We start from the raw sequence: 5,142 nt of genomic DNA, 5'->3' as shown, positions 1-5,142 counted from the left end.
CATCGCCGCAGTTTGGTGGAAACCAAGATGCATTGCATCAAATTATTAGGCGATAAATTAATGGCAAGAAGCTTTCCTAGTCAGGTGAATGAGATCCATGCACGTGTAGCAGTCCTTAACAGATTTACGGAATTAGGTCGCCCACTTACCCAAGTTACGCCTTAAATTTGGATCAATTAGGGGCGCTTTGCATTTCAAATCTTTGTGCAACAAAGCCTCAGAAAACTGAAGGAACCTCCATTGAATCGAACTAATATTTTTTTTGGTGAATCGCATTCTGACTGGTTGCCTGTCAGAGGCGGAGAATCTGGTGATTTTGTTTTTCGACGTGGTGACGGGCATGCCTTCGCGAAAATCGCACCTGCTTCCCGCCGCGGTGAGCTCGCTGGAGAGCGTGACCGCCTCATTTGGCTCAAAGGTCGAGGTGTGGCTTGCCCCGAGGTCATCAACTGGCAGGAGGAACAGGAGGGTGCATGCTTGGTGATAACGGCAATTCCGGGAGTACCGGCGGCTGATCTGTCTGGAGCGGATTTGCTCAAAGCGTGGCCGTCAATGGGGCAGCAACTTGGCGCTGTTCACAGCCTATCGGTTGATCAATGTCCGTTTGAGCGCAGGCTGTCGCGAATGTTCGGACGCGCCGTTGATGTGGTGTCCCGCAATGCCGTCAATCCCGACTTCTTACCGGACGAGGACAAGAGTACGCCGCAGCTCGATCTTTTGGCTCGTGTCGAACGAGAGCTACCGGTGCGGCTCGACCAAGAGCGCACCGATATGGTTGTTTGCCATGGTGATCCCTGCATGCCGAACTTCATGGTGGACCCTAAAACTCTTCAATGCACGGGTCTGATCGACCTTGGGCGGCTCGGAACAGCAGATCGCTATGCCGATTTGGCACTCATGATTGCTAACGCCGAAGAGAACTGGGCAGCGCCAGATGAAGCAGAGCGCGCCTTCGCTGTCCTATTCAATGTATTGGGGATCGAAGCCCCCGACCGCGAACGCCTTGCCTTCTATCTGCGATTGGACCCTCTGACTTGGGGTTGATGTTCATGCCGCCTGTTTTTCCTGCTCATTGGCACGTTTCGCAACCTGTTCTCATTGCGGACACCTTTTCCAGCCTCGTTTGGAAAGTTTCATTGCCAGACGGGACTCCTGCAATCGTCAAGGGATTGAAACCTATAGAAGACATTGCTGATGAACTGCGCGGGGCCGACTATCTGGTATGGCGCAATGGGAGGGGAGCAGTCCGGTTGCTCGGTCGTGAGAACAATCTGATGTTGCTCGAATATGCCGGGGAGCGAATGCTCTCTCACATCGTTGCCGAGCACGGCGACTACCAGGCGACCGAAATTGCAGCGGAACTAATGGCGAAGCTGTATGCCGCATCTGAGGAACCCCTGCCTTCTGCCCTTCTCCCGATCCGGGATCGCTTTGCAGCTTTGTTTCAGCGGGCGCGCGATGATCAAAACGCAGGTTGTCAAACTGACTACGTCCACGCGGCGATTATAGCCGATCAAATGATGAGCAATGCCTCGGAACTGCGTGGGCTACATGGCGATCTGCATCATGAAAACATCATGTTCTCCAGTCGCGGCTGGCTGGTGATAGATCCCGTCGGTCTGGTCGGTGAAGTGGGCTTTGGCGCCGCCAATATGTTCTACGATCCGGCTGACAGAGACGACCTTTGTCTCGATCCTAGACGCATTGCACAGATGGCGGACGCATTCTCTCGTGCGCTGGACGTCGATCCGCGTCGCCTGCTCGACCAGGCGTACGCTTATGGGTGCCTTTCCGCAGCTTGGAACGCGGATGGAGAAGAGGAGCAACGCGATCTAGCTATCGCGGCCGCGATCAAGCAGGTGCGACAGACGTCATACTAGATATCAAGCGACTTCTCCTATCCCCTGGGAACACATCAATCTCACCGGAGAATATCGCTGGCCAAAGCCTTAGCGTAGGATTCCGCCCCTTCCCGCAAACGACCCCAATATGAAAAACCCCGGCAGGATGCTGGGGTTTTTTATTGCCTATCATTTCTCATTTGCAAAACAAGCATAATGCTCCTAAAATATAGACTATAATCTATATTTTGGTTGTGGTATGTGGATAGTCATTACGACAGATCTATTTAATGAATGGCTTGAACAGCAAGACGAATCAACACAAGAGAAGGTTCTGGCTGCCCTAGTTGTTCTACAGCAGCAAGGACCAAGTTTAGGCCGCCCTTTAGTAGATACTGTCTATGACTCTAAATTTACCAACATGAAAGAGCTTCGTGTTCAACATCGAGGTAAACCACTGAGAGCTTTCTTCGCATTTGATCCTTTACGACAGGCTATTGTTCTATGTATTGCTGATAAAGGCAGTAAAAAGCGTTTTTATAAAGACATGCTGGATATTGCAGATGAACAATACCAACTTCATCTCACCACCCTAGGAGATAAATCTAATGGCTAAGACTCTGCAAGAATTGTTAGCTAGCCGCTCTCCAGAGAGCCAAGCCCGTATTCAAAAAATGGCAGATGAATTACTGCTAGAAAATCAGCTTCATCTTATTCGTGAAGAACTTGAAATCTCTCAAAAGGAACTTGCTGAAACTTTGGGAATAAAACAGCCATCGCTTTCAGCAATAGAAAATCGTGGCAATGATCTTAAGATTTCAACCATGAAAAAGTATGTTGAGGCAATGGGCGGGAAGCTCCGTATTGATGTAGAGCTTCCAACAGGAAAACATATAGGATTCAATGTTTAACAATAAAAATGGGAGCTAAAGACTCCCATTTTTAGATTCGTATAATCGCCATTATGTTAAATTAGCGATATTAAGAATAATTTAGCTTTCGCAAAAAACATATAATTTACTTCTTAAGTAATCCAAACGATTGTTTTCTTTGATAAGTGGATCACCATTGCGATATAAAACGATATCATCCATTGATCCCATTCCTCCAATGGTACTTTGTATTTTATATTTTGCGTATTCTAGATCATCATCAATATAGAACAGTATTCTTTTATACATTTCTGCCCAATGTTCTAAATTCTGTTCTTCAAACAATTCTATTAGTTCTTGAATTGTTGATTTTAAATCTTCAATTTTATTTTTCATAAAAGTATTTTTTAAGATTCTCTAAAATTAACATAATACACGTTATACGAAATGCTCTAAATTATTTGTTTTAATTCAATAGTTTATTTCGTATTGAAAAGCCCAATCACACCCGATTGGGCTTTTTTTATGACTTTTCACGTTCCACGCTTAATAAGTAAGCAATGTTCCACACTTTTGTTTAGCTAAAAATAACAATAAAACCTTACTCATCTGTAAAAACTGCCCGAGCTAAACGGCCCAATAATCCCCTTTTTTTAGGTTCCGGTTCAACGTGTTCAGGAATAGGTATACGCTTGTTGTCTTCCCCAAAAGTAGTCAATGCGTCATAGTTCGACTCAATCTCTGGCCGAGGATCTGTTGCTATATTTAGATTAGTAGATTCATTTAGCTTACTAGTATTTTCTTGTTTTGGCTGTTCTAACGTGCCTTTAAACTCAATTCTATGAGTGAGATCTTCAATATGTTGCATCAAAGACTTTTCTCTTTGATTTGCTAAATCTAACTGATTTTTGAGTAAAGAAATTTGATCTTTTAATACATTTTCAATTTCAGACTGAACGTGTACCTGTACATCCTTCTGGACTTGTTCAGTACGTGTACTGGACTGAACACTGACTGGATTGCCATAAACTCTGATAAGTTCCGATAAGTCTATAAGTCCATCATGATCTCTTGATAATTCACCACTTTTTATAGATTCATAGATTGTTGTTCTTGATTTTTTAAAAGCTTTACTTGCGTCCATTATGCTAAATTTTGTTTTGTTCAATGTAATCCCTCAGCGCGTGTTTAAGCATGTTCATCTGAACATCTTAGCTGAACATATATCTTATTTTGAATTAAATCGTACTTTTCTAGGTATAGCAGCAATTTTTCAAACTTTTTGTTCAATAGTAAAGTCGATATTGAATTCTGCTAGTTTTTCAATCCATCTATTACCTTCGTTATTTTTAAAATCAATTTTTATTCTTTCTACTAATTCGTCTGTAGTCTCACCAGATTCTTTGAATCTCAAGCTCAATTCTTCACTTTGAATTATCGTTAAATAAACCATTTTTGCAGTTATTTTATTTTGCTCTTGGTTACTACCAGTTTCACTTTGTTGATTAGCTCCAATAGTTTTCTTTTTTCTAACTATAAAATTAACATGACTAGCTTTGCGTCCTTCTTTCTTGACTGCTTTAAACTCAATAGTAAGTTCTGTTTTAGAGTTAATGTCATCAATGTGGGGTTTAAGAATAGTACTTTTGAAATCTCTATATTCTGGGTATGAATTTTCTGCCAGACCTAAAGCACTTTTTAATTCTTTGATGGATACATCGAAATTAGACCGAAATTCATTTTGTACCAAGAATGGGTAAAGTTTTAAACCGTGACCATGTAAGGCAACAGCCGATTTAACTTTAAATTTTGTATACGAATTTTGTTTATTAAAAACATACATAATGTATAGGGCAAAATGCGTGAAAGAAATATAAAAACATCCATCCTTGTATGAGCATGTACTAATGAGTCTTGTTCGAATATCTCGATCTTTTCCAGGATGATAAAAAACTACACTGTGGTCGTAGAGAGCATCTACTACTCGGTTTAAGGCTACATAAGCACTGCTTGGCTTTAAGCCCGTCAATTCAGCATATTCTTTAGCTGTTACAGTGAATTCTGTTGTTTCATTGGGATCTGATGCTAGCCGAACTTTAGGGCTAAAAAAGAATAGCAATTTTAGAATATCGTCTTTTGGTGATTTCTCATGCTTCAATTGCCAGAAAATATTTTGAAAGACAGCATAGTCTTTTGGATAACGTTTGGCAGGTGCTGAAAGAGGAAAAAGAGATTTGTCATGTTCCTCAAAATTTTTAATTTTCTTTAATGATACAGCCATCTAAAATCACTATTCTTCTATTATGTGGTGGTATTTTCAATGCTACTTACCCCCACTTATTAAGTCAAGCATATCTTGATTACCACCTAACATTTCGCCCCACTAACCTAACATTTCGCCCCCACTAACCTAACATTTCGCCCCCACT

The 5,142-nt window shown here is 41.9% G+C and carries 7 protein-coding genes and 1 pseudogene; 5 read left to right on the top strand and 3 right to left on the bottom strand.

Annotation, left to right across the window (positions count from 1 at the left end):
- The 5 genes and pseudogenes from F947_RS14080 to F947_RS00020 all read left to right on the top strand — a co-directional run.
- Window positions 1-165, top strand: a pseudogene (locus F947_RS14080) (IS5/IS1182 family transposase); the annotation flags it as partial.
- Between the two features lie 75 nt (window positions 166-240).
- Window positions 241-1,044 (top strand): aminoglycoside O-phosphotransferase APH(3'')-Ib, encoded by an 804-nt coding sequence (aph(3'')-Ib, locus tag F947_RS00035; protein ID WP_001082319.1) that lies wholly within the window; start codon window positions 241-243, stop codon window positions 1,042-1,044.
- Window positions 1,044-1,880, top strand: coding sequence for an aminoglycoside O-phosphotransferase APH(6)-Id (locus F947_RS00030; RefSeq protein ID WP_000480968.1), 837 nt, complete (start codon window positions 1,044-1,046; stop codon window positions 1,878-1,880). Before aph(3'')-Ib ends, F947_RS00030 begins: the two co-directional genes overlap by 1 nt.
- A 220-nt stretch (window positions 1,881-2,100) precedes the next feature.
- Window positions 2,101-2,457 (top strand): type II toxin-antitoxin system RelE/ParE family toxin, encoded by a 357-nt coding sequence (locus tag F947_RS00025; RefSeq protein WP_004967307.1) that lies wholly within the window; start codon window positions 2,101-2,103, stop codon window positions 2,455-2,457.
- Window positions 2,450-2,752, top strand: coding sequence for a helix-turn-helix domain-containing protein (locus F947_RS00020; protein ID WP_001140620.1), 303 nt, complete (start codon window positions 2,450-2,452; stop codon window positions 2,750-2,752). Before F947_RS00025 ends, F947_RS00020 begins: the two co-directional genes overlap by 8 nt.
- An 81-nt stretch (window positions 2,753-2,833) precedes the next feature.
- Here F947_RS00020 and F947_RS00015 read toward each other — a convergent pair whose 3' ends face one another.
- From F947_RS00015 to F947_RS00005, 3 genes are all read right to left on the bottom strand, one after another.
- Entirely contained in the window at window positions 2,834-3,109 is a 276-nt protein-coding gene (locus F947_RS00015; protein ID WP_004967304.1) for a DUF6966 domain-containing protein, read from the bottom strand.
- 205 nt (window positions 3,110-3,314) lie between these two features.
- Window positions 3,315-3,881, bottom strand: coding sequence for a plasmid replication DNA-binding protein (locus F947_RS00010; protein WP_225531289.1), 567 nt, complete (start codon window positions 3,879-3,881; stop codon window positions 3,315-3,317).
- A 105-nt stretch (window positions 3,882-3,986) separates the two neighbouring features.
- Window positions 3,987-4,994: a replication initiation protein gene (locus F947_RS00005; protein ID WP_004967300.1), complete on the bottom strand. Its 1,008-nt coding sequence runs from the start codon at window positions 4,992-4,994 to the stop codon at window positions 3,987-3,989.
- Window positions 4,995-5,142 lie beyond the last annotated feature (148 nt).

This window comes from Acinetobacter towneri DSM 14962 = CIP 107472 (genome assembly GCF_000368785.1).
In the GTDB taxonomy this organism is placed as follows: Bacteria; Pseudomonadota; Gammaproteobacteria; order Pseudomonadales; family Moraxellaceae; genus Acinetobacter; species Acinetobacter towneri.
The sequence above is the reverse complement of the archived record's forward strand: the minus strand, read 5'-3'. Positions and strand labels throughout refer to the sequence as shown.